This window comes from Roseburia sp. 831b, assembly GCF_001940165.2.
GTDB lineage: Bacteria > Bacillota > Clostridia > Lachnospirales > Lachnospiraceae > Roseburia.
The window spans coordinates 193,723-219,096 of sequence record NZ_CP135162.1 but is presented as its reverse complement, the minus strand read 5'-3'; the positions used below and the strand labels follow the sequence as shown (position 1 = coordinate 219,096).

At 43.2% G+C, this 25,374-nt stretch carries 16 protein-coding genes; 1 reads left to right on the top strand and 15 read right to left on the bottom strand.

The features are described 5' to 3' along the window. Positions 1-129: 129 nt before the first annotated feature. From BIV16_RS00935 to BIV16_RS00890, 10 genes are all read right to left on the bottom strand, one after another. Positions 130-648 carry a hypothetical protein gene (locus BIV16_RS00935; RefSeq protein ID WP_075679820.1) on the bottom strand — a complete coding sequence of 173 codons (519 nt, stop codon included), beginning with the start codon at positions 646-648 and terminating at the stop codon, positions 130-132. Beyond that, positions 641-2,662, bottom strand: coding sequence for an AAA family ATPase (locus tag BIV16_RS00930; RefSeq protein ID WP_075679821.1), 2,022 nt, complete (start codon positions 2,660-2,662; stop codon positions 641-643). The genes BIV16_RS00935 and BIV16_RS00930 overlap by 8 nt, the downstream gene beginning before the upstream one ends. Positions 2,663-2,691: 29 nt before the next feature. Further along, positions 2,692-2,847 carry a hypothetical protein gene (locus BIV16_RS00925; RefSeq protein ID WP_173664540.1) on the bottom strand — a complete coding sequence of 52 codons (156 nt, stop codon included), beginning with the start codon at positions 2,845-2,847 and terminating at the stop codon, positions 2,692-2,694. Between the two features lie 17 nt (positions 2,848-2,864). Next, the gene (locus tag BIV16_RS00920) at positions 2,865-5,024 is read right to left on the bottom strand and encodes a DUF262 domain-containing protein (protein WP_075679823.1); all 2,160 of its coding nucleotides are present in this window, start codon (positions 5,022-5,024) and stop codon (positions 2,865-2,867) included. 12 nt (positions 5,025-5,036) lie between these two features. After that, positions 5,037-6,191, bottom strand: coding sequence for an aminotransferase class V-fold PLP-dependent enzyme (locus BIV16_RS00915; protein ID WP_075679824.1), 1,155 nt, complete (start codon positions 6,189-6,191; stop codon positions 5,037-5,039). A gap of 36 nt (positions 6,192-6,227) precedes the next feature. Further along, a complete protein-coding gene (locus BIV16_RS00910) occupies positions 6,228-9,791 on the bottom strand; it encodes a hypothetical protein (protein WP_075679825.1) in 3,564 nt (1,187 codons plus the stop codon). Positions 9,792-9,843: 52 nt separating this feature from the next. Continuing rightward, positions 9,844-10,701: a DUF4007 family protein gene (locus BIV16_RS00905; RefSeq protein ID WP_075679826.1), complete on the bottom strand. Its 858-nt coding sequence runs from the start codon at positions 10,699-10,701 to the stop codon at positions 9,844-9,846. Between the two features lie 12 nt (positions 10,702-10,713). Continuing rightward, positions 10,714-12,456: a phosphoadenosine phosphosulfate reductase domain-containing protein gene (locus BIV16_RS00900; protein WP_173664541.1), complete on the bottom strand. Its 1,743-nt coding sequence runs from the start codon at positions 12,454-12,456 to the stop codon at positions 10,714-10,716. 175 nt (positions 12,457-12,631) lie between these two features. Continuing rightward, the gene (locus BIV16_RS00895; protein WP_173664542.1) at positions 12,632-14,320 is read right to left on the bottom strand and encodes a S8 family peptidase; all 1,689 of its coding nucleotides are present in this window, start codon (positions 14,318-14,320) and stop codon (positions 12,632-12,634) included. A 63-nt stretch (positions 14,321-14,383) separates the two neighbouring features. Further along, positions 14,384-15,280 carry an AraC family transcriptional regulator gene (locus tag BIV16_RS00890; protein WP_075679828.1) on the bottom strand — a complete coding sequence of 299 codons (897 nt, stop codon included), beginning with the start codon at positions 15,278-15,280 and terminating at the stop codon, positions 14,384-14,386. A gap of 143 nt (positions 15,281-15,423) precedes the next feature. Here BIV16_RS00890 and BIV16_RS00885 point away from each other — a divergent pair, with 143 nt between their 5' ends. Beyond that, entirely contained in the window at positions 15,424-18,363 is a 2,940-nt protein-coding gene (locus tag BIV16_RS00885; RefSeq protein ID WP_075679829.1) for a glycoside hydrolase family 3 protein, read from the top strand. A gap of 52 nt (positions 18,364-18,415) precedes the next feature. Here the strand turns inward: BIV16_RS00885 and clpX are convergent, their stop codons facing one another. The 5 genes from clpX to BIV16_RS00860 form a co-directional block, all read right to left on the bottom strand. Next, positions 18,416-19,948, bottom strand: coding sequence for an ATP-dependent Clp protease ATP-binding subunit ClpX (gene clpX / locus BIV16_RS00880; protein WP_075679830.1), 1,533 nt, complete (start codon positions 19,946-19,948; stop codon positions 18,416-18,418). Positions 19,949-20,082: 134 nt separating this feature from the next. After that, a complete protein-coding gene (locus BIV16_RS00875) occupies positions 20,083-22,662 on the bottom strand; it encodes a transglutaminase-like domain-containing protein (RefSeq protein ID WP_075679831.1) in 2,580 nt (859 codons plus the stop codon). Between the two features lie 63 nt (positions 22,663-22,725). Beyond that, complete coding sequence (locus BIV16_RS00870) at positions 22,726-23,823, bottom strand: DUF58 domain-containing protein (protein ID WP_075679832.1); 1,098 nt, start codon at positions 23,821-23,823, stop codon at positions 22,726-22,728. Continuing rightward, positions 23,816-24,754: an AAA family ATPase gene (locus BIV16_RS00865; protein WP_075680256.1), complete on the bottom strand. Its 939-nt coding sequence runs from the start codon at positions 24,752-24,754 to the stop codon at positions 23,816-23,818. The genes BIV16_RS00870 and BIV16_RS00865 overlap by 8 nt, the downstream gene beginning before the upstream one ends. 175 nt (positions 24,755-24,929) lie before the next feature. Next, positions 24,930-25,361 carry a hypothetical protein gene (locus BIV16_RS00860; RefSeq protein ID WP_075679833.1) on the bottom strand — a complete coding sequence of 144 codons (432 nt, stop codon included), beginning with the start codon at positions 25,359-25,361 and terminating at the stop codon, positions 24,930-24,932. Positions 25,362-25,374: the final 13 nt, after the last annotated feature.

The window sequence follows — 25,374 nt, the reverse complement described above, 5'->3', positions numbered from 1 at the left end:
AAATAAATTCGGATAAAAGATAATCCCATTCCGAAGAATGGGATTAGAGCTTTTAGGTATCTTACCTTATTGTAAGAACCTGTTATTACTTGGTATGTTATAATTCTCCTATATTATATCCCATTGATTTCATCTTGTAAAGCTGTTTTTTTTCGGTGCAAACCACTCGAAAAGTGTCATCAGATTCGCCGTCTTATTATCCCGGTAATCATCATCTACTTCTGCTTTTCGAATAATCAATCGTTCATACAGTTCCTCGACACCGCCTCTTACATAGGAATGAAAAATCTCATTGTAGCGGTCAAATTCTTCTTTTGTCTCGGCACCACGAAATGCTATTTTTACCGCTTCTTCCTGCGGCATTTTTTCTGCAAATTCTAACATTAAAATCATCTGCATTAAAAAATCAAGCTTGTCCTTCTCGCGGATTAACTGTTCCGGGAAAATACTTCTCGGTTCAAATGGCGCATAATCTTCATCTGCTTTTCGATCCAGCCGAAATCCAACCACTGCTGCTAAGATATAAACATCTATCAATCGTTTAAAATAGGTATGTTCATAATCGTTCGCTTTCCACAATTCACCGACCATTCTGGCATGTTTTCCACGAAACTCAAATTCCTTTTTGAAAAATTCGTAATTAGCCAATGTTGTCACCTCCCACTTTTTTGATTGATGCGTATGCCTTATCCGCCTCTTTTTCAATAAAATAGGATGCTCCGACATATTCATCTAATCCGGTATATTCCCAGTCTTTTTTCAACATGAAAAGAATGACCTGCTCGGAAACCTGCGGTAAGACTTTTGCAATCAAACTGATGTTCTCATCTCCCAATTTGGAAAATGGACCATCAAGTACAATTGGTAACGTGTCTCCCATACTTCCATCCCCTTTTTCGGCAGCCTTCTTGCGGCTATAATCCAGAATAGTCACGATAAACGCAAAGTTTCTTGCAATTTTTTCTCCTTCTGAAAGATTCTTTTCTTCGCGAAAGCCAATTTCTGTTTTATATAACATTTGAATCTCGTACTGCTCATTCAGCTGAATCTTTTTATCTTTTGCATTGAACATGCGGTTAAAATTTTCCTGAACCTGCTGATTTAACTCAAGAAATACTTTCTTTTCCTTTTCATCAAAATCCTGTTTCATCGAATCATAAAGCTGTTCTGCAATCTGAAGGCGTTTTCTCCATTTCGCATTTTCCTCATTCTTCGCCTCCTGTCCGCGCATCTCTTCTTCAATCTGCATGATTCTTCGCTCGGATGACTGAATCTGCCCTTGCAATTCCCCTTTTTTAATGCTGAGCGTCTGAATTTCTTCTTTATAATATTTTAATTGCCGCCTTGGTTCTGCAAAATCAACATGTTCTTCCATCTGCTTTTCCATTGCCACAATCTGATTACAGGTTTCGTTGTAGTCATGAATACTATCGTCCACCAGTCTTGCCTGTTCTTTTAATTCCTTGGCAGTATCTACGGTTCTGTTTTCCCATTGCTTACATGTTTTTTCAAATTCTCCAAGCAAAGACCCCATATCTGCCGGTGGAAGATAACGCCTTTGTTCTAACAGACATTCCAATTCTTTCGAATTTTCATGAATCGGATTTCCACAGATACATCTTCCGCTTTTGATGATAAAATCAATACTCGCCTGACGCATGTGAGGAATATCACGCCGTTCACCCGCGACCGATTTTACCATGGAGAGTGCTTCCTTCATCAGCGGTTGCGCAAATATCATAAATGCCTGATTGCTATAATCGTTAACCAGCGTTTTGTAATTATCAACACCACGTTTTTCCTGTGCACTTTGAACCACTTTTAACCGCTTATAATCGGCTTGCATTTTTTCTGTATTTTGATTTTCTTCGAGATACAGATTGATTTCCTCACATTTTTCCAGGTAATGCGAAACATTAATATCAATCGTCCCGATTTCTTCCTCTCTTTTTTCATTCAAATGCTCTAACCGTTTCCGTTCCTCTTCCAGACCATCATAAACTGCTCCTGAACCGGATATTTTACTTTTAAATTTACGAATGACAGAATTTCCACCCATATCTTTTAAATGATCGAGTGCAGCCTGATATGACGAAAGCCCGGTTAAAATATGCACCGAATCCTTGATGCTTTCTTTTACGCCACCAACGGTCACATCACTCCAGCGTTCACCATCAAACAGAAAATAGTGTGACAAGTCTCTTGGGAAAAGTTCATTGATGACCTCCTGCACTTTTTCTGTTTCAACTTCGATTTCATCACCTCTTGTCTCTATTTCCGATGTATGTAGTTCTAATTTTTTATAAACCTCACGCACCATCATTTTCGGATATATCCTGGCGTAGCTGATTTCACGAAAAATCCGGTACTGTTTTTCCTCATCTTCGGCAACTAATTCCACAGAAACGCTTGCATGGCTATTGGCATCCATCATCGCCAAAACATCATTATTTAAGAGCAGATAGTCTTCCTGCTTTTTCCCGCGCTCTGCAAAAATTGCACCATATAATCCCCAGCGAAATGCCTGCGCAATTGTTGTTTTTCCAACTGTGTTATCTCCTAATATTACCGTTACATTTTTCTCTGGATCACAACTGAACTGAATCTGATTGGTTCCCTTGTAGCGCATAAAATTTTTCATCGTTATCGATTTAAATTTCATTCTTCCTTCTCCTCCGTTAGTTTTTTACACTAATCTCTGACCATTTTTGAATATTCCACAATAATTTTTTGAATCTCATCGGACATTCGCTGTTCTGTCTTCGCCTTGCTGCGGAGATTTTTCCGTTCAAGCCGAAGAATTTCGAGTTTTAATTGAAAAAGCTGGTTATCGTTTAGTTTTGCCATGTAAAAACCTCCCTTGATTACTTTTGTGCTTCCCATGAATCACGTAAATTTGTAATATGCTGCGTAATATCTCCTTGCAAATTCACAAATCGATCTGCTAATATTTCTTTTACCTTGTTATCATCTGCCACTACTATGTTAGATATATGAAGTGCTGACTTTGCTTTTGGTAAAATCCCCTTAATATAACTATCCAAATCTTTAGACGAAATTTCCTTATTTGCTTCCTTTGTGATATATACAAAATTCAATGGTGAATTGCAGATGTTATCTTGCATATTTCTAAGCTTTGCAGTAGATTCCCCTACTTTCTTCACGCTTCCAAGTGGCACGATATGATGTTCTTCTAAAGAATCCGCATCCTGGTAAAATACACTGATTTTCTTATCCTCAAACATATCCGTATAGGTCTTTGCCAATAAATACTGACATAAAAAGCTTCTTAATATTTGTTTTGGATAACGATCTTCTTTTGCTTTTTCCATAAGCAGGAATTCTTTATCTGAGAAATTCTGTCCGTTTAAAACTTCACTTTCCAAACTTACCAACCATGAGATATCTGCATCCTCATTTATCGCTTTTATTATCTTTTGCAATTGAGCAATCATGGTCACATTCTGGTCCTTATCGAATTCTCCCGAAAAAATATCTGACCAATATAATGCCTCTAACAAATCATGTACCCTGCTCTGCTCAAACCATTCTTTTTTTGTAAAAACAACACCGACTAAAACCAACATGAGCGAATAATTTATCTCATTCACATTTCGAATTCCACATCTTGTCTGAAAGAAAAATAACGCTCTGTTTAACGCATTGCAAACCATTTTGGTATTGTCGTTAATTTCTTCCGGCTGTAAATTTAAAATTTTCTTTCGCTTAATATCATCTATAGAATATTTCTGCGGGTCATACTCCTTATTGGAACAATACAACGACAACACATCTAAAAATGCATCAATAAACTTGGATGCAATCTCATTTTTATCCTCATTCAGACACTTGGTCTGAATAATTGCATTGTAATTGTTATCTGTAATTTGTTCGCTGACAAGCGCTTTCAAATCTTTTGGCACTACTTCTAATGTATACTCCTGCTTTTCCTTCAGACATTCCGTAAACTCTCTGTACCAGTTACGATTTACTTTTGCAACACGAGCCATAATTAAATCAAACGTGCTTAAGCTTACCCCTCCACGGTTTAAATTCTCATAAATGTCAATTGCACGCTCTCTCTGTTCGCTTTCCACTTCAATTTTTGACAATGCAATCGCTTTTACGCAGGAATCCAGATATTCGCTAAGGTCCGCCTTCCAACTATATTTCTTTTCCTCCAAATAATCATCCAGACGCCCTATATTACCCTCAAGTATTTCTTTACAGATTCTTTTATCCTCAATAAAATTTTCAATAAATACTTTTCTTTCCTCATCCGTATCACAATTTTGAAATTCTGTTTTAATCTCTTTTTCTATATTGTGTGCTATTTCATCCTGAATCACTTCCATCCGCAATTTCATCTTATCGCCGTTTCTATTGCGTGATGGAACTACAAGATAAAGTGGTATTAAATACCCCTTGTCATATGTTCTACAAAAATCATCCAAATCTGTAGAAAAATCACTTTGCGGATTATAAGGTTTCTTATCATTATTTAAAAAACTTAAACATTCAACATTGTTCAATACATCCCCTGATAAAAACTTCGGATATTCTGAATCTGGATTTTTATAGGAAAATTCAAATTTCTTTACTCCGAAAATATCATTTTCCTTGTCACAATCCTTCCATTTTGGAATTCTAAGGAAGAAACGACGTTTCAAAGTTGGAGAAATCAAATCACTTACTTTCTCACACTGTTCATGAATCACATTAGAAAATACATTGGTAAGTACCGTCATTCTCTGCTGCCCATCCAATAAAAACTCTACCACCTGCTTTGTATCTTCCGGCTCAAAGGTATTTTTGGAACCAATCTGTTTGGAACTATAATCTCCGGCCTGTGACTTTAATAAAAGAATACTTCCAATCGGCATCTTAGCCAAAACAGATGCTACGATTTTTCGCTGCTGCTCTTCATCTTTCCATACAAATCCTCTCTGAAAATCAGGCAGCAAAATATCCTTCTTTTCTATTTTTCCAATCAAATCTTTCAAATTACTTGTATTCTTTTCCATTTTCTCTTCCTCCTACTCTTCCGCAATCTCCCTTACCGCTTTCACCAACGAATCAATTTCCTCTTTCGTCGTATACCTGCCGATACTCGCCCGGACAATGCCTAAGTGTTCCTTGTCCTCAAGCACATCGTGGATGTAAGGTGCACACTGGTAACCGGTGCGAACTGCAATGTTGTAATCTTCATCTAAAATCATACCGACATCGGCTGACTGGTAACCTTCTAGGTTAAACGCTACAATTCCAACATGATTTGTGCGATTGTATGGTGTATACAAGGTTACGCCTGAGATGGTGCGAAGCTGCTCTACCAGATATGCGGTCAGTTGTTGTTCTCTTTGCATGAGCTCCGCTGGTTTTAGTGTTTCGATTGCAGCCTGGAGTCCTGCGATTGCAATGAGGTTTGGGCTTCCGGGTTCTAGCATCACCTCATCGCCTGATTTCATATCAAGATTCAAGGAATCACTGCCGGTGCCACCTGCTAAAAACGGATGCAGCGACACGGACCCTTTCCAGATAAATCCGCCGACTCCAAACGGTCCATACATTGTTTTGTGACCTGCAAAAATGTAAAAATCAATTGGCATTTGTTTTAATGAAAACGGAAGTAATCCAAATGCCTGCGCTCCATCTACAATTGTAGTTGCGTTGTATTTTTTCGCGAGATTGGCTACTTCCTTTATCGGAACCACATATCCTATGGTGTTGCTGACATGGGTCATGACAACCACAGTCGGTGCTTTTCTGGAAAACTGGAACTGGATTTTTTCCAAATCGAGTTCTAGTGTTTCCGGATTCAGTTCTAAAAGTTCTATGGAAAAGTGATACTTCTCCTTTAGCGCATGCAGCACTCTTGCCGTCGCGTTGTGCTCGTAAGGCGTTACATAGACCACATCCTCTTTTGACCATTCCAGCCCACCAAAAATTTGATTAGACGCAAACGTAGCAGAGGCTGTAAATACAACCTCTGCTACATCGTCTGCATCTGCTAATTTTAAAATTGATTTTTTGGTGTCGGAAATAAGAGTTGCAGCTTCCCTTGCCAGAGCATAAGAACCCCTTCCGGCATTTACTGCGCCATGCCGGTTTACATAATCCATTGTTTCATAGACTTCTTCTGGTTTGGGATATGTGGTTGCTGCATTGTCAAAATAAATACAATTTTCCAAGTCTCTCTTCCTCCGCTCGTATTTTGCAACGTTTTTCTATTGAATTAATTTTTCCAGTGTCTGTACCAAAACGGCAACTTTCTGATTCATCTCTAAGGTATCTCCAAAATCATCGAGTGCCTCTTCAATCATATTTTTCAGATAAACACTAGTGGAATCTGTGATATCTGCATCAAAACAGCGTTCCATCTCATTTCCATCGGCATCTTTTAAAATGATTCTGTTTTTCCCGGATGCCTGTGTACCTTGACTGGATAACTGCTCAATCTCCTCTTTGATGGCTTTTAATTCTTCCTCATAGGAGGCCAAAACGTTATCGTTCCAGTCTTCTAAATACATATCCATCACAATTTTGGATAAATCTGCTACAATCTCTTCCTCATTATTGGTTGTGAGATTCTGAAGATAATTCATAAATCTATTTACATTTGTACTTAAAACATGCGTTTTCGCTGCCTCACTCTGGCCTCGGTACCATGCATGCAAAATAGCACTTAGACTTTCTTTCTTTTCTGCCGCAAATACTTCTTTCGTCTTTTCCGCAACGCTATGGTTTAACTCTGTCAGCTTTTCATTCATAAGCTGCATCACCTGCTCTAACACGTTTCTTGCATCGCCATACGACGTTACACCGAGTGCCTGTGGCATTTTTTCAAAAAGAAGTTCATGCGGGTTTAACTCCGCCCGCTTTAACAGATTCCGGAGTCCTTTTACGGCATCGGACACATTTTCCGGATAAGTCTGCGTCACCATCGTGTACTGTGGCAGCGAGCGATACCATCTTTGCATACAGGTTACAATTCCGCTGATTCTCTTTTTCTTAGTCAAAACAAGGGAATCCGATGCACAGAAAATCTTTTCCAAACCTGCCAGATACTGATTTTTTGCTGCAGTTTCCGGTTCAATATAAAGCTGGTACTTTTCCGGGAATTCATTGATATTATTGAGCGTTTCCGGTGAAAGCTCTAATTCTTTATTTCTTAGATAAATGACAGGTGTTCCTTCTACCATTGCCAGTTTCTTTGCAATAAATAACGGAATAATTCCCTTTCTTGCACCCAGCCCCTCACCTTGCAGCTTGCGGTACAGCTCAATGAATATCTTCTTTTCTCCGGCACAATGTGCAAAGAATTCGTCAATTTTTTCACAAAGGAGACGGCAGCCTGCATCCTCTTTGGTATTTAAAAATGCCGCACGGTATACCAGTGCCTCCGGGTTGGTTCCTTTCCGGTAAGCATCGGTAGCTCCATCCTCTAGCAGAGTACGGATGACGGCATTTCTGGCGCGAAGATAATTTCCCTGTACCTCTTGGATGTTGAGCAGCTCGTGATTGACACGCGGCGAAAATTCATAATATTCTTCGCAGATTGCACTTAACATCTGATTCATTCTTGCCTTTGTCGTACCGCGCTCTGCCTCTTGCCTTGCACGTAGAATCCACACATTTTTATTTTCTGCAAGGAATGCCTCTTCTAATGCTGCATTGATTTCAAAAATCAAATCTTCCTCATAGAGATATAACTCCTGTAAAAGAACATCATTGTCCTCAATAAAACTTTCATCTTTTTTCAAAGTCTCAATTGCGGACAGACGGACTAAATTTTCCCGCTGCGTAAACGGCAACTCGGACAACAGTGCTAACACTCTGATATCTCCTAGTTTCTCCAGGTGCTGCTGCACCGCTCTTTTTTTCTCTTCCAACTGCTTTGCATCCGACGCATCTTCTGATAAAAGAAGTAACAATTTTCCGTCCGAAAATGCTTCGTCAAACAGATACTTCGTCTGTGTTAACTGGAAAAAATCTTCCTCCATCATAAACTCATATTGAAAATATCTTGTAATGGTGTATTCCTGGTTATACTTTTTCGGAAGTTCGTACTCTAAATCGGAAACCTTTTGCAAATCCTGGCAGAGCGAAATCTTATCCTGCACTGTTGCCATCGCTTTTGCAATCTTTTCCTCTAACCCGGTTCCGGCAATCTTGCGGAAGCCATAGACACCCTGGCTGCTCCGGTAGACCACAAGTTCTTTTTTCACAAGCGACTGCATCGCCCCTTCAAACTGCGCTACATCCATAGCCAGTCCTAAGCGAATCGGCAATTTCTGTGCCGGCAGTTCTTCCTCGCGGTGAATCATTCGAATGACCGCCATCGCCTTTATCACCTTTCGCTCTTCTTCTGTCTCCACACGTGCAAGTGCATACTCGGCAACCAGCCACTCGGCATGAATCTGCTGCTGGTCATTGTTTTCCCGGAACAAGCCCTTGAAGTAATCATAGATTTTATCCACACCGACCAGCTCATTCTGACCATTTTTCAACAACCACGACAGACTTCCCTGTCCTTCATCCGCCAGAAACGTAAAAATGGTTCTCTCATTCTGCGCAACCTTCTCACTGATGCGAAGTAACGCATATGCGGTCACCGGAGTGAGCGGGAAACAGCCTTTCATGAGAACACGTTCGAAATCTTCCTCGCCAAACAACTTCGAAAAACAAGGAAGCGAACGCGATTCCTGCATCAGCTTCTGATATTGTGTCTCTTTTTGTAATTTTTCGAATTCTTTTGAAAATTCCGGTTCTTTCTTCAAGATTGTGTCTGCAATCAGTTCGTAGTTGTTCTGGGCGGATACGACAAACTCAATCTCACGGATTCTGCCTTCCACACCACGAAACGCATTGATGGTATCACGGTCTAATCCTCTTACATACTCGTGGATGCTCTTATGTGCAACGAGGGTAAGCAGCAGCTGTCCTTCTTTTCCTGCATTCGCAAGCTCGCACATTTCCTGCAAAATCTTCATATCTTTTGAAAAAGTTGCGGTCTCATGCCCTTCTAGATATTTGCTGAATTCATCAAACACGAGGAACATGCCGGAATATCCGTACTCTTCCTGCAAACTGCGGTTTACCTGCTGGTACACCTTCATTGCTTCCTGCTGCAAAAGAGGTTCAAAACGGTTTCCCGATGTCAGTTTTGGATACAGACTTCGAAACTGCTCTAAGGCTTCTTTCTTCTGCTTATTCAACTCTGTTTGTAGTTGAATTACCGAACTTTTTTCCAGGGCAAGCATTTCCTCTAATCGATGATAGGTGTCAGGATAAACTTTTTTCCAGTTTTCAATCCTTGCAACCGCCTCGGAATAATAGCTTTCCGGCGCCAGCTCTTCTAACTTTTCACGGTGCAATGCCTCCCGCAATGCAAAAATAAATGCCTGGTTTAAGTCCTCTCCGGCATTCCCGGACACTAAGACCGGAAGATAGCGTTTGGACGCAATCAACTTTTTCATGCGGTTTGTGGCTTCTTCATCCACCTTTTCCATCTTTGCAAAAATTGTGGAAAGTTCTTCTTTTTTTGCGTGAAGCATTGCCAGAAGAACCAGCAGCAAGTGCGATTTTCCTTTTCCATAAGGTCCTATCAGAATGGTTGCATTCTCGGATGTCTTTCCTGCAACACTTTCGAGATATCGCTCTAAAATTGCAATTGAGGAGTGCGTCGGAATGTAGCTTTCGATTCGCTCCATGTCTCCTAAGTCTAATTGCAAATTTACTGATTTTCGAAAATTATGATTCATCTGTATTAGATTCATTTGTTTTCTCATTGTACTTCTCTCCATCTTGTAAAAGAATGGAGATTGGCTCCACTCTCTTGTCTTAGCCGTAATACGCTTCGATTATGTCTTTTGCTGTTTTATCCGTCTTAAGGTAGACCATATCAAGTCCTGCTGTATGGTTAATCGTAATCCACTCCCGCTCTTCCATGCGCCCTAGCATTTCAAGCAGGCCGGTTCGCTTGAGCTGCAACACTTTTCCAAGGCTGTCCTCCCCTTCTAAAAGTTCCTCTATGCTGATGGAATTTCCTCCATGTAACTGTCTTTTTAGCATAAACCAGACCACTTCCTCCGGGAGATTCCGCAAATTGGGCTGCTTTCTTTGGATGATGTCGCCTGTTTTCTTCAAAAGCTGGAACTTTCCAAACGGGCTTACATTCTTTTCTTCCGGGCTTCCTGATTTTTCCTCTTTCTTGAAATACATATGAAGGATGGCCTCACAGTCACTCTCTACCGAAGTTTCTGCAACCTTTCCGTCACCTGCATATTTTTTTGCAAGATGCATCATCTCCTCTGACATTGTTTTCTTATCAAATTCCTCATAAGAAAACTGATTAAAAAAGAGGTTCCATGCCGTTGCAAGCTCGCGTTCTAACACGATGTTACAATGCACCAGCCAAAGAGATAAATCCTGCTCAAAATAACAGTCTTTGTCATATAAAAGCTGTCCTAGCCAAGTTAAAAATACGCCTTCTCTTGGTCTGTCCTGTGTCAGACCAGCACAGCGCAGCCAGTAGCGGATGGCTTGTGCCATATTCGGACCAACCCCCAGCTTGTCCACACCTGCATTTTCTGCAAAAACCTTCGGATTATCACGCACCGCAATCAGCCCTTTGTTCAGCCAGCCTTCCCGAATGGTAAAACTTCCATGCCCTTTGAAACGATATTTATTTTCTGCCAAAAGTTTCACCTCCTAATTTCTCTTGATACTTAACACTTTTCTCATATAACAGCCTGCGATAAAGTGGTTCACACACTCCCCACAGCGCATACATTTTTCATCGGAAATGCGATATTCCACGCTTCCATCTTTCCGGTCTTTTACCGACAACGCATTGAAACGGCAGACACTCTCGCAAGCCAGACATCCCATACACATCTGGTATTTCGTAATCTGGCATTTCACACGTTCTTCAGCTGTCTTTAAGTCCGATGCGCCCGCAATTTTGTGACTGACAATGGTTACTTTTAGATTTCTGCTTCCCAATCTTCCCTGTAATTTCAAAAGAATTTCTCCTTTTTTATTCAGGACATAGACTTCACCAAGCCTTGCATTTCCCATGTCAAAATTCAGATACCCGAACGGTTTGAACAGTTCGTAAAAATCCTGGGTAATCGGCTTTTGCAGTTCATAATTGAACGCATTTTCCTCTGTGGCACACGGTTTGAATTCTACGACTGATTTTTGCGCATACTCCAGTCCGTTTCCGCCCTGTCTTGCCTTCCAGAAACCGTCATCAACGTAGACCTCTGCGTCCTCTTTTCCCACTTTTCTTGCAAAATCAAGCAGCATGTTCCGAAAGTGCTTCGACTGCTCCGGCATATGAATCTTCGATAAAAATTCCGACCATCCGCTGTTGTTCGGGCAGCACCAGCAGCCTACCCTGGCATATCCGAGACGGTATGCATCGTTAAAATCAATTCCGGTTGTCAGAAGGTAGAGCCACACATCGAAATCCATCCAGTCAATGATTGGCGATACGATGTGCTGTTTGGTAATCTTCGGGCTTTCGGATTCCCGCTCATACTTGCTTCTGCTAAGCGACTCGCTCCTGCGGATTCCGTAAAAAGTCAGAATCCGGCTTTTATCGCGGTAGAGCGATTTTATCTTCTTTTGAATCGTACCGGTCTTAAAAACGGTACAGCACCAGCGCATGACCCTGCTTGGTGGCCCAACAAGTTGACATAATTCTTCAAAATCTTTTTCTTTATTGCGTGCCGGCATCAGCGGTGTCTTTGGATGCTGCTTCTTAAAGCGCTCCACGTACTCGTATGTATACGGGAACTCTAACGTGGTGTCGCCAAAAATGTGCATAATCTGCGGGTTACTTAACGCCCTTGTCACCAAATCTGCAGTAACCGTAGAATCTTTTCCACCACTGAACGAAACAAACATATCCATCGGACTATACTCTTTCGATGCCTCCCGGATGAATGCCTTCGCCTCTTCTGTTATCTTCTCATAGCGCTCTTTGTTTGCCAGGACAAAGCGTTTGATATTCTGCTCAAACGTTTCATACGAATTCTTGGGCGCATATTTTTCGTATTGTCTTCGAATCTCCTCCGCATCCCTGTTTTTCAAATCTTTTACGGAAAATGGCACTTTCTTGCCATCCGCATAATAGTGATTCCCGGTTCCATTCCATACAAAGGCATCCTTCAGACAAAACGGTTCTCCCAGCACAATCTCAATCAACAAACGTTCCTCCGGGAAAACCGGTCTGATATCCGTTGCAAGCTTTTTCCCTTTTCCACCACAAATCGGGCAATGTTCCTCATAAGTTGGAACCTTGCATTTTTTGCACCAGAAAATCTGCGAAACAGCATCCGCCCGTCCACCGCAGGTCGGGCATACACTCGTCTCACATCGGTTGTTGGTACATGGGAGATTTTCCCCGGTTTTCTCATTTTTGTTGTGACATATATATGTAATCATTCGTCTTGCTGCACCTAATCTCTCTTCTTATCCGTTTCTATACGTCTTTTTCCTACTTTATACTACTTGGTAGTATAAAGTAGGAATTTTTAATACCATTATAAACATCAAATATTAAAATGGCAATGGGTAGAACCTAAAAAATCCCACAGCCATTTTCTGGCTGCGGGATTTTCTACGTCTCCCTGATGATTTCAAATGCCCGATACACATCGAGCCTTCCATATCCCCATTCCCGGTTCGGATAAGTCCGGTCCGTGGAGCGGTTTGCTCCCCGAATCAGCATATTTTTGATGTCGGCGGTTGTAATCGTTGGGTTTTTCTGTTTTGAGACCTCCCATTCTAAGATTTGGGCGCAGGCTCCCGCGGTGATGGCTCCTGCGATACTGGTTCCTGTCCGCGTCTCATACCGGTTGTTGCGTGCTGGCCCATATACATTGACTGCCGGCGCCACAAAATCCGGCTTGATGGCACCGGTCATGGTATAGCCTCTCCCGGAATCCAGATAAATGCTGTTGCCAGCAACCGAATAGCCGCCGACCGTAATCGGAAGCGGTGCATTGGCAGGCACGGTAAGGGTCAGATCTGGATTGGATTTTAAAAAGAAAACCTGCGTACTCGACAGTTGTTCCATCGGAAGCCAGACATGGTACTCCCCTGTTGTTTTGTTGGTCGGATAGACCCGTATCGTCCAGATTCCTTTTACCACATTTTGAAAACGCATATAGATAAGCTGATTTCCCATCTCTCTTCCTACAATCCGGTAATCAATGGAAACCGTGCTTCCTTCAAATAAAAAGGTAACTTCTTCCCGGTTTCCTTCTCTTGACGGAACTTTTGGAATCCGTTCCCCGGAAGGTGACAGGATGGATACCGCAAAAAGCTGTGGCGCGTTCGACCAAAGCTCCGCAAAAAAACCGGGGCCATCATTTTCCACATTAATCTGGACATCTTCATATTCCATATCATCCGTCAGATTTCCCTGAAAATGACGTCTGGCATTCGCCTCATTTCCGGTACAGGTAATACCAATCCGTTTTCTTCGCGTACAAATGTAGTTGAAATAGGTGGAAAGCGGTCCGTCCTTTCCACGACTTCCCATGTTATCCCCCAGACTAAGCAGTATCACAACCGGAAGGTTCCTTTCATTGGCAAGCTGATGGATGTAGCTGATGCCACTCATAATGTCATTTTCCTGGTAGGCCGGTACATCCTGCGGAATGAAAAAGAAATCTCTTAGGTATGGCTTTGCCTCCTTTAACTTTACAACCACAATCTCAGCCTGTGGTGCTGCACCGATAAAGTCATTTGCAACATCCTCTCCCCCGCAGGCAACTCCCGCCAAAAACGTTCCGTGGCCATTCTCGTCCTCCGTTGGCACAAGTTCCTTTGGATTTTTCATCCGAAGCGCCTCATTAATCTGCTCCGTGGTATATTCACTTCCATATTCAAAGCTCGCTGGTTTTTCACCTGTGCGGATTGTCTGATCCCAGATACGGTAAATCCGGCTCGTTCCGTCTGCATTTTGAAAAACCGGATTCTGGTAATCAATTCCGGTATCAATAAAACCAACCAGCACTCCCTGTCCTTTTAACGAAAGTGTCGGTTGGTTTTGGATTCTTAGGATTCCACTCGCCTCCAATGCGGTCTGATCCAAAGGTGCATAGCATTTTGGAATTGCCGTGTAGGTGTAACTTGCCACATCAAGCGGCGGGAGTCCTTCTCTTTTATAAAAAAATGTGTCGTAATTATCATCGATTCGCTGTACACAGTCCGCGAAAAATTCTTCCTCCGGGAATTCATCATACGAAACAATAAAATCATAATAATCGTTGGAATAGATTTGTTCTTCACAATCAGCCATACGCATAGCCCTGCCTTTTATCCTGCACTTACCTCCTTATATCCAATGCAGTGACGTCTTGTCTTATGACATTTTTACACCAAATTGTTTCTGAAACTGTTTCGGCGAGATTCCCTTTTGCAAGCGGAACTGCTTGATAAAATAACTCGACGAGGAAAAGCCGACGTCTCCGGCAACCTCGGTCACATTTTTTTGCGAAGTAAGCAGCATTTTTTCTGCCTCGCGAATGCGAATATAGTTTACATAATCATGAAATGTTCTTCCCATGTGCGCATGGAACATCCTGGAAAAATAGCTGTCACTCATCTGACAGACTTTCGACATCTCATCCGAGCGAAGCTCCTCCTCGTAATGTTTTTCCACATAATCCAGGCATGGCTGTAATCTGCGAAGCATCGCCTTCCGGTTCTGGTCCGAGATGGAAAATGTATTTCCCTTCCGGTGGAAGTACCGAAGCACCCACAGAAATATCTCACTGATTCCGGTTTTCATCGCAAACTCATACGCATATTCTTTTTCCTCGTATTCCTTGTAAATCTGCCAGACCAGCTTTGGAACAAACGACTCTTCCAGTTCCGCTGCACGAATGACCTTCTGGTGACCGGCGTCCTCGAACAAAAACGGCAGGATATACTGCAATTCCTTATCATTATCAAACACGCTGCTATATAGAATTTCCGGCTCAAAACGGATGACGAGATACTCTCCGCCACTTTTTTTCTTACAGTCAATCTGGTGCACTTCCCTGCTGTTGATTAATACCATATCTCCTTTGACAAATCTGTATTGTTTTCCGCTCAGTGTCACCTCATACTCCCCGCTTGTTGCATAAAGCATCTCAATGTAGGAATGATAGTGAGCCGGATAAACCGTTCCGGTGCCTGAAACATACTGTATATGGCAAACGATGTGAGAGGTCTGCCCGTCCTCTGTTTTCGGTTTTTCTTCCTCAAAATACATCTCTTTTTCCTTTTCTATTACGACAAACTTGTGCTACTTTTTTACAGAGACATTATATCATGCCAGCAAATCTTATTCTATAATAAATCTAACGTACGAAATAGTTTTTTAACAGGATTCAGAATATAAATGGAGGTATTGCTATGACTCAGACAAATAAAAAGATTGGCGTCCCTTTGGAGGGATTTGCAGAATTAGCACGAAAAGTCGCAGCGGAAGGAGCTGTTTTACTGGAAAACCAAGGAAATGTTCTTCCGGTTCAAAAAGGGGAAACCGTCTCTATCTTCGGCCGCTGCCAGATTGACTATTATCGCAGCGGAACCGGTTCCGGCGGTGCTGTCAATGTTGCATACACGACAAACTTATTAGGCAGCATGCGCCTGGCACAGGGGATTTCTGTGAATGAAACACTTGCTGCCACTTACGAAGCATGGCACAAAGAACATCCTTTTGACAACGGTGGCGGCGGCTGGGCTGCAGAACCATGGCACCAGGCTGAGATGCCTTTGACCGATGAGCTGGTCGATGCGGCAAGCAGACAGTCCGATAAGGCTTTGATCGTGATTGGACGTACTGCCGGTGAGGATCAGGACAACGCTGCCGAAAGCGGAAGTTATTTACTGACACCAGAGGAAAAAGAAATGATTGCGCAGGTAACACGCTATTTTTCCAAAACGGCTGTCATCTTAAATGTTCCAAACATCATCGATATGAGTTTTGTTCACGATGCTTCCTATGTTCACCCAATCGGAGCGGTTCTCTACGCTTGGCAGGGTGGCCAGGAAGGCGGAAACGGCATTGCAGATGTAATTACAGGTGTAGTTACGCCTGGTGGAAAACTGACCGATACGATTGCCGCTTCCATCGAGGACTATCCATCCACCAAAAATTACGGTGGGGAAGACCAAAATCTTTATCAGGAAGATATTTATGTCGGCTACCGCTATTTTGAGACCTTTGCGCCTGATAAGGTACTTTACGAATTTGGATACGGCATGTCTTACACCACTTTTTCCATCGACGGGCTGTGTGCTGCCCTCTCCTCTGATGAAACAATCACAGTAACTGCAACCGTCACAAACACTGGCGACACTTATTCTGGAAAAGAAGTGGTACAGGTCTACTATGAAGCACCTCAGGGAAAGCTTGGAAAGCCGGTTCGACAACTTGCTGGATTTGCCAAAACCTCTCTTTTGGCACCAAAGGAATCCGAAACGGTGACGATTACGTCTCCGCTCTCTACTATGGCATCCTATGATGACAGCGGCGTGACCGGACATCCTTACTGTTACGTTTTAGAGGACGGGGAATACCGCCTTTTTGCCGGTAGCAGTGTAAGAAAGACAACCCTGGTTCCATTTGTGGAAGATTCTGCTGTTACATTAAAGGATTCTGCTGCCGCAATTTCTTTCAACGGAACCTCTATCCACGTGGCGGAGGATTCTATTTTCCTCGGCGCAACTACGGTTGTAGAGGAATTGGAGCAGGCGCTTGCCCCAACGGAAAATTTCAAGCGTCTCCGCCCTGGAGCCAAACGCTCTGATGGTTCTTATGAGCCTGCATCCGAAGAAGTACCAAGAATGCAGTATTCTCTTCGTGAGCGTATCGAAAGCCGTCTGCCGAAAGCGCTTCCAATCACCGGGAACAAATGCATCACTTTACATGATGCCGCAGATGGGAAAGCGACTCTGGATGATTTTATCGCACAGTTAAATGAAGAAGAACTTGCAACCATCGTCCGTGGCGAGGGAATGTGCAGCACTAAGGTAACGCCCGGAACAGCTTCCTGCTTTGGCGGCGTCGGCGATAGTCTCTTTTCCTATGGCATTCCTCTTGCATGTTGTGCTGACGGTCCTTCCGGTATCCGTATGGAAGGTGGGCTGAAAGCGACCCAGCTTCCGATTGGAACCTTGCAGGCAGCAACCTGGAACCCTGCACTGATTGAAGAACTCTATGTGATGGAAGGAAAAGAACTGCTGCGCAACGAGATTGATTCCCTGCTTGGACCTGGACTTAACATTCGAAGAAACCCGTTGAACGGACGTAACTTCGAATATTTTTCCGAGGACCCATTTGTAACCGGCACCTTCACCTCCGCTACCGTGCGCGGTATTCATAAGGGTGGTGCTACCGCTACCATGAAACATTTTGCGGGAAATAATCAGGAAAGCAACCGTTCCGTAGTCAACTCGGTCATCTCTGAGCGCGCTTTAAGAGAAATCTATCTAAAGGGCTTTGAGATGGGCGTAAAAGAAGGTGGCGCACGCTCCATCATGACCTCTTACAATCCATTAAATGGTCATTGGTGTGCTTCCAATTATGATCTTTGTACCACAATTTTACGAAAAGAATGGGGATTTGACGGAATCGTCATGACCGACTGGTGGGCAAAAATGAACTCTTGTGTGGATGGCGGTGACGCGGATCGAACCTCCACAAACTTTATGGTGCGTGCCGGAAACGACCTTTACATGGTAGTCAACAACGACGGCGCTGAATTAAATGCCTCCAACGACAATACGCTTCCATCCCTTGCCAATGGAACCCTTACCATCGGGGAATTGCAGCGCTGTGCCAGACACATTTGCAGCTTTTTAATGCAGGCACCGGTATTTGGACGCAAACAGACTTTTGACGAATTCTCCGTCACCATTGCTCCAACCGATAAGGAACCGGAAAAAGTAGATTTTCTTTTAAAAAATGCTGCTCCGACGGATGCCGTACTCTCTCTTTTAGCATCCGATTCCAGCAGACAGACCGCCGCTTTGCAGAAAAATGTCTTTCTTCCTTCTTTTACCGATTCTGTCTGGTTAGAAGTGAAAGAAGGCGGTGACTTCCTCTTGGTCGCAAACACGATGTCGCAAGAGGATGTCCTCGCACAAAGCACCGTTACGATTTTATTAAACGATTCCAACCTGTGTACCATCAACACCAACGGAACCCTTGGCCAGTGGATGACGCACAAACTTGGAAGAGTTCATCTGGATGCTGGTTTTTATAAACTGCATACAAACGTAGTTAAATCTGGCATGCAGATTGGGTATCTTGCCTTGAAACCAATTGCAAAAAAAGCCCGCGTCTAACCAGACGCAGGCTTTTTCTATTGCAAGTTTCACACTATAATATTTCTTTTTCTTATGCTTCCTTCTCCGGGAGTGCATCATATCCTCTCATCGCAATGAGTGGACCACCCTTTTTCTCAATGTAATCCTTGGTAATGGTGACAGAACCGATGTTGTCGTCCTTTGGAATCTCATACATGATATCCAGCATGAATTCCTCGATGATGGCACGAAGTGCTCTGGCTCCAACATCTTTTTCTTTGGCTTTCTTGGCGATGGCATAGAGTGCATCCTCGTCGAACTCCAATTTTACCTCGTCCATCTCAAGAAGCTTCTGGTACTGGCGGATAATCGCGTTCTTTGGCTCTTTTAAGATGCGTACCAGCATCTCCTCGCTGAGTGCATCCAATGTAAACATAATGGGAAGACGTCCTAAAAATTCAGGAATCATACCGAATTTACGCACATCCTCAACCGTTACCTCTTTCAACAGATTCTCCTGCTTGTCATATTTATCCTTCAAATCTGCCTGGAATCCGATCGAAGATGTTTTATTCAAACGCTCTTTGATGATTTCTTCTAAGTCTGGGAAAGCACCACCACAGATAAAAAGAATGTTCTTTGTATTTACAGTTGTCATTGGAACCATAGCATTCTTGCTGCTTGCGCCAACCGGCACTTCAACCTCAGCTCCTTCTAACAATTTCAACATTCCCTGCTGCACGGACTCGCCACTGACATCACGCTGGTTTGTATTCTTTTTCTTGGCAATCTTGTCAATCTCATCGATGAAAATGATGCCTCGCTCTGCCTTTTCCACATCATTTCCTGCTGCAGCTAAAAGCTTGCTGACAACGCTTTCGATATCATCGCCGATGTATCCTGCTTCTGTCAGGGATGTTGCATCTGTGATTGCAAGCGGCACATCCAAAAGGCGCGCCAGGGTCTTTACCAGATAAGTTTTACCGCATCCGGTTGGTCCAATCATCAGCATGTTGGACTTCTCAATCTCAACATCATCCACGTTCTGGTTTGCAATTCGCTTGTAATGATTGTAAACCGCAACGGACATTACCTTCTTCGCGTAGTCCTGTCCTACGACATATTCGTCTAAGGATGCCTTAATCTTATGTGGCGCAGGAATTGCCTTGATATCAAGTACAGGCTCTTTCTTTTTTTCCTTATCTTTCTTCTTCAGGCGCTGGTTGTTCGGCACAAATCCCTGAAGGTCTGACAGATTAATCATGCTGATGTTTGGCATCTTGTCATTTCCAAGATTTAACATATCGCCCATTGGAAACGGTGCATGATTCATGCTGTCAAATGTCTTTTGCATACAGTCGCGGCAGATGTAAATCTCATTCTGAATCTGAATCATTTTGCCGGCAATATGCTCCGGGCGTCTGCAAATATAGCAGACTTCCTCGTACTCTTCCTTCTCACCGGATGTCTCCTGTGTTGTAGCAGCATCGGCATTCCCACCGGATGTCTCCTGTGTTGTAGCAGAATCTGTCTTCTCTTTTGTGGACTCGTTCTTTGTATTCTGATCTATCGTTTCTTCCATATCGGTTACTTCTTTGAATTCATCTTTATCAAATTCTGACATTTCACTACCTATGTCCTTTCTTCAATCTGTAAACTGCCTATTATTATAAAACATCTTTCTTTTAATCACAAGAAAATCACCGATATTTATACTTATTTTAGAAACTTCGTCCCTTAATTCCATCCGATAGCGACTTACGCTTTTTTCTTTGGATGCTTTTTCAGCCGCAGATAAATGCCATAGCAGAACTTTGCCTCTGTCACTTCTATTGCCTCATTGCTATATGCTGCCCGTTTTATAATTTCTTTTAACCGCGCAATCTCTTCCTTGGAAAAAGAAGCGTCTGCGTTCTCTAACGCTTTAAAAAATTGTGCGTCATCCAGCTTTTTCGCTGGCAAAAGATGTTTTCGTTTCATTTGAAGATAAAGCTGCTTTGAAATATTCTTCACGGCTTTTCTGGTATCTCTTTGTTTGCACGCCCGCTCAATTGCACATACCCTTGCTTTCCATATGATAATAGCTACAACTACAACTGTAATTGCAATAAAGAAATTCAACAGGAAAACAAAAATCCAGCGGCTATTTTGCGTGTTCCCGGCCGCATCGTTTCTATTCGCTCCTCCGGCAGTTCCCGACTCTTCGTCTCCTTGCTGTCTTACATTACTTCCCGTCCCAGACCTCGTATCGTTTGCGCTGTACTTCCCGTTTTCTGCCTCCGACATGGCGTTCTTAATATCAGACTTTGTGTTTTCCTGATTGGCTGTCTCACGCTCCGTTGTCTGTGTTTCTCCGGTCTGTTCTGCTGCAAGTGCATCCATATCCTGCGCCTTCTTGTTCAGGTTTTCATAGGTTGAAACCGGATTGTCCCAGGACTCCACATCCATATCGCGCTCATATCCGGTCAGTCTTTGTACGGATGTTATTTTATATTGATTTTCATACCAGATTGCATAGTCCCCATATTGGTTTTGAACCAGATGCATGGAATCTAACTGGTCATCAAATCCCGATATCATCTCAATTGGAAACCAGCCGATATTTTCCAGATAAACTTCGACCCAGGCATGGCTTGCGCTGTCTTTTACGCCCGCCACATATTGCTTGTTCTGCTCCCGTTCAAATTCGTCCCGCTCAACCACGTACCCGGTCACATATCTTGCCGGGATTCCTAACTCACGAAAAAGCAATGTTCCTGCACTTGCATAGTGAGTACAATAACCTTTTCCAGAATGAAACAGAAAATTCTCCACTACGTCTTTTCCCTGTGGAACGGCATCCAAATCAAGGTCATAGGTGACACGGCTATTCACTGCATCCCGCACCATACAGATTGCAGCAAGCTCGACCTCCATCTGCCCGGCACCCTTATCCTTTAAGTCCTGCAGCACCGTGTTTAACTCCTGCCCCAGAGCATCCAGCTCGTCCAGATTCTGCGGCACCTCCAGATATCTCTCGCAGAAGTTCCGGTAAGTCTCGTCTAACTCCTGTTGCTCTTTTCCCGCCGATGCACTGCCTACAAAATCAAAGACGTTATCATAGTTGATTCCGCTTACCGCCTGCTCTTTCTTTGAGGTTCTTTGAACCGTTCCATCCCCGTTTACCGTAACCGGCTCTTTTGCCGGAGAAAGAAGTGTCAGATATGGCAGATACGCAAGGCGGTCCCCTGTCGCCTGATAGGCGATTGTGTAAGTTATCTTCGCCCCATCGCTTCCCTGGCTTTCATAAGGCATCTCATAAAGTGCGTTTGCAATATCTTCCTGCGATGCAATCTTCCAGTTTTTGCTCTCACGTTCAAACGCATCTTCCCCTTCGTTCCCCCATCGGCCATCCTGATAGGTATCTCCCACCTTGCCTCTTAGATAGACTGAATTTTTTGGCTTGGCATCCGTCGTAAGCGTCAGCACTTCCCGCTCCGTATAATATGGTTTTTTGTTGGTTACCTCCTGATAATCCCCCTGAAAAAAAGAAAACAGCTCGCCACTGCTTATGACCTGTTCAAAATATTTTTGTTTTGCCAGGACATCCGCCTGCAGCTTCACCACTTTTTGGATGGGCGATGCCCCAAGGGAAAAGACAAGACCTCCCAGACAAAGCACCGTAACGCCCAATGTGGCACTCATCTTCAGACATTGTTTTGCCGGAAGGGCACCTTCCTTTCTTTTCTTACAATAAGGACGCATTCCAAAGACTCCGGCTAAAAAAAGGAACAATCCCACTTCCCCTGGTGCATATCCGACACACAAGCCCGCAAGTATCACTATCATTCCAGGAATCCAGAGTGCTGTCCAGCTTTTCTTTTGAATCGCGAAATCTGCCAGGAAAAAGGCAAGACACGCGAAAAGGAACACGGCAAACACCGAAGAATTGGCACTTTTTGCCGCCTCCTCTGACAGCAACAAAAACTGTTCATCATAATAATCATTGACCAGCCCAATCCAGTGGTTGCACAGGTCTATAAATCCAGAACCAATTGCTTTTCGAAACCACAGGGCAGCAATTGCAATGACAATTGTAGTTATATAGGTAATCTTCTTGTTCCCCTGCCACCTGTCATAGGAAAAAGCAAGCAGCAGCAAAAATACTCCTCCTGCCAAAAGGCTTCCAATGCCGCTTCCCGTTCCTTTTGTAACATCCCGATACATCAAAATAGTCCCAAGAAAAACCAACAGCAGGCAGATGCCTTTTTCAAGACTGCACCAGATGCTGCCCTGTTTCGCCTGCTTTTGCTGTTGCGGCTCCATACGAACCCATTTCTTCTTTTTATTTTGTCTCATAATAATCCCCATTCTTACTTATCTGAAGTTTGTGCGTAAGTATGAATCCTGTATGTAACATTTTTATACGATAAGGTCTAATTCCTCACATTCTTTTTCCAGTGAAGCATCCGAAAGTTTTGTTAAAAATTCTCCATTCTTTTCGATGCGCAATTCCTGGTTGAGATACAAATCCGTCACATAAGTCTCCATCCGGTATTTTCTTCGATATTCCTCGCGCAGATTCGCTTCACACACACCTGGCTTTTCTGCAAAATACTGCATCAGAAACAGATAGAAATCCTCTTCTTTTTCCACACGGATACGCACAATCTGGTTCTCTTTTCCACTGTACCATGCAATGTAATGTGGACACTTTTCTTCTAGCAGGCAAAAAGAAATCGACGCACCCAGCTGCAAAAATGCCTCTGTCCTTTGTTCTTTTGTCTTTTTCCTGTTTCCAGCATCCAACAACAATACGACCGCACAGCCGCGTGGCAGCTTGTTCTCCCTCACCATAAGCTCGTCCATTTTGGCTGACATTTTCCAGTGAATGCTCTGGATTTTATCGCCATCCCGAAACTCTCTGATCTGATACAGTTCCGACTGGTCTGTTCCACCGCCTTTATCCTCATACACATCCGTCTCCCCCATAAAATGGCGGGCAGCCTGTCCTACTGTTACATTTACCGGCATAAGCTCCGGCATAATCTGAAACTGCGCAAACTCATCACATGCTTTTGAGAGATAGAAAAATCCCGTCATGTCATAAATGCGCAGACGGCAAAGCTTCACCTCATAAGCCCCGCTCATCGACCCGCAGGCTGTTGTAGGAAGCGTGGTCTGCTTCTTAGGTGCTGCCGAACCATATAGTCTTTTCTTATAGGAACATCCTGAGAGTGAATGTGTTATTTTTATCCGGTAGGCAAGCTTTTGAATTGGATATTTTCCCTTGTTTGTCGTCTTTAATAAGACTGTAAGCTTCTTTTCTTTCTCCCCCGTTGCAATCGGAACTACAATTGTAGTTTTTACCTTTTTCAATTGGAAAAAAAGCCCTATATAAGCAAACAGGACATAGCAGATTCCAGCGAAAAAGAGTGCCGCCAATGCCTTGCTCCCATACAGAATCGCTGCATATAAAATCACGGCAAACAAAATGCTAAAGATAAAAAAACTACTCATGACGTCCTGCTCTTTCTTTGTATACGGTCGGTTTTGCGGTATCCTCTAATATCTTTTGCAACACACTCTCTTCCGTCACCTGTGTCACTCTCGCTTTTGTATTTAGCACGATTCGATGTCTTGTCACATCCAAAAAGACCTGCTCGACATCCTCTGGAATTCCATAATTTCTTCCCTGCAAAAAAGCATGTGCTTTGACCATTCTGGCGAGCGCAATCATTCCTCGCGGGCTGACTCCTAACTCTATGTATGGATTTTCTCTTGTCTGCGTAATCAGATTTACCATATATTCATAAATCGCATCATGTAAATAAATTTCCTCACACACCTGTCTCATACGGCTTAATTCCACTGCGCTCATAACTGGCACAATCTTATTTATCATAGAGCCGGTTGTCCTTCCTTTTGCAATCTCAATCTCACTCTTTGCATCTGGATAGCCCATACTCATACAAATCATAAAACGGTCTAACTGGGATTCCGGCAGCATCTGCGTTCCCGCACTTCCCTTTGGATTCTGTGTTGCCATCACAATAAAAGGGTCCGGAACACTTCGGCTGACCCCGTCCACCGTCACATTTCCTTCCTCCATTACCTCAAGAAGCGCCGACTGCGTCTTTGGCGAAGTACGATTGATTTCATCCGCAAGAAAAAGATTACACATGATGGTACCCGGATGATACACAAATTCCCCCGTCTGCTTCTGATACATGGAAAATCCCAAAATATCGGCGGGCAATACGTCCGGCGTAAACTGTACCCTATGATTTTCAAGTTCCATCGCTTTTGAAAACGCAAGCGCTAACGTCGTCTTTCCTACTCCCGGCACATCCTCAATCAGAATATGACCACCTGCAAGAATTGCAGCAAACGCCTTTTGGATGCAGTCATCCTTTCCCTTCACTGCCTTCTTTACCTCTTGCACAACCATCTGTGCCTTTTGTTCTAACCCACTTTTTTCTACCCTGTTCTCCAAAACGAAACCCCTTTTCTGCTTTATTTTTGTTCTTTTTTATTATACCATTTCTCAATTTCGACACAATAAAAAGTATAAAAAAGGTGGCGTGCAGCATTCTGCATTCCACCTTTTTTTCATACAGCCTGTTCTATCTTGCTGTATTGTTTGTATTTCCTTCTGTTACGCTGTTATTTGTAGTTGAATTGTTGTTGGTTCCGTCATCGGCATCGTTCACAAGATCATCTCCTGCATCCTCCACGCCGTCTACGACATCATCCACTCCATCTACGATTCCATCTCCGATGTCTTTCACAACGCCGCCATTTTCGTCGTTGTTTCCATTGTTATTCCCATTGTTGTTCCCATTCGTGTTTCCATTATTGGTTCCGTTGTTCGTTCCGTTTGTGGTTCCATTGTTGTTGGTTCCGTTATTGTTTCTGTCATTTGTAATGTTCTCAGAATCCGTCACACTCTCCGTATTATTGGCGTTATTTCCGTCATTCCGATTTCCGCATGCTGTTACCATGCACAAGGACATTGCCATCACGCAGGCTGCCATCACAATTTTAAACTTTTTCATGGTTCATAATCTC

Coding starts and splice junctions, on each gene's coding strand:
- BIV16_RS00930 (WP_075679821.1), bottom strand. CDS start 2,662: ATGAAATTTAAATCGATAACGATGAAAAATTTTATGCGCTACAAGGGA.
- BIV16_RS00925 (WP_173664540.1), bottom strand. CDS start 2,847: ATGGCAAAACTAAACGATAACCAGCTTTTTCAATTAAAACTCGAAATT.
- BIV16_RS00920 (WP_075679823.1), bottom strand. CDS start 5,024: ATGGAAAAGAATACAAGTAATTTGAAAGATTTGATTGGAAAAATAGAA.
- BIV16_RS00910 (WP_075679825.1), bottom strand. CDS start 9,791: ATGAGAAAACAAATGAATCTAATACAGATGAATCATAATTTTCGAAAA.
- BIV16_RS00900 (WP_173664541.1), bottom strand. CDS start 12,456: ATGATTACATATATATGTCACAACAAAAATGAGAAAACCGGGGAAAAT.
- BIV16_RS00895 (WP_173664542.1), bottom strand. CDS start 14,320: ATGGCTGATTGTGAAGAACAAATCTATTCCAACGATTATTATGATTTT.
- BIV16_RS00890 (WP_075679828.1), bottom strand. CDS start 15,280: ATGTATTTTGAGGAAGAAAAACCGAAAACAGAGGACGGGCAGACCTCT.
- BIV16_RS00885 (WP_075679829.1), top strand. CDS start 15,424: ATGACTCAGACAAATAAAAAGATTGGCGTCCCTTTGGAGGGATTTGCA.
- clpX (WP_075679830.1), bottom strand. CDS start 19,948: ATGTCAGAATTTGATAAAGATGAATTCAAAGAAGTAACCGATATGGAA.
- BIV16_RS00875 (WP_075679831.1), bottom strand. CDS start 22,662: ATGAGACAAAATAAAAAGAAGAAATGGGTTCGTATGGAGCCGCAACAG.
- BIV16_RS00870 (WP_075679832.1), bottom strand. CDS start 23,823: ATGAGTAGTTTTTTTATCTTTAGCATTTTGTTTGCCGTGATTTTATAT.
- BIV16_RS00865 (WP_075680256.1), bottom strand. CDS start 24,754: ATGGTTGTGCAAGAGGTAAAGAAGGCAGTGAAGGGAAAGGATGACTGC.
- BIV16_RS00860 (WP_075679833.1), bottom strand. CDS start 25,361: ATGAAAAAGTTTAAAATTGTGATGGCAGCCTGCGTGATGGCAATGTCC.